This is a genomic window from Pseudomonas sp. HY7a-MNA-CIBAN-0227 (assembly GCF_040310325.1).
Taxonomy (GTDB): domain Bacteria; phylum Pseudomonadota; class Gammaproteobacteria; order Pseudomonadales; family Pseudomonadaceae; genus Aquipseudomonas.
In genome coordinates, this window is sequence record NZ_JBEOPT010000078.1 from 1 (window position 1) to 285 (window position 285).

A 285-nucleotide genomic window follows, 5' to 3' on the forward strand; every position below is an offset into this window, starting at 1 on the left:
GGGCAACGATTGCCACGTTCGAGACGCGCTATTTTTTATGGTCTATTATCAGGCGCATTTTTAGGGTTAGATTTGGCGCTTTGGCATGAGAGCATCTATGCCGTGGGGCCTGGTATTTCAACCTTACTTAATAGTTTGCAGATTTTCTTTTTGGCAGCGATTGGCTTTTTATATTTTAATGAACGACAATCTATTTTGCAGCTCATCAGCTTGTTTTTGGCGATGCTTGGCGTGGCGATGATAGGCAGCCCAGAGTTTGCGCAAAATACAGCAGCTACGTGGGGG

At 45.3% G+C, this 285-nt stretch carries 1 protein-coding gene; it reads left to right on the forward strand.

Going from position 1 to position 285, the window contains the following annotated elements; genetic code table 11:
- Positions 1 to 285 (forward strand): EamA family transporter (locus tag AAEZ06_RS27055; RefSeq protein ID WP_350617154.1); only part of this gene is annotated, 285 nt, incomplete at both ends.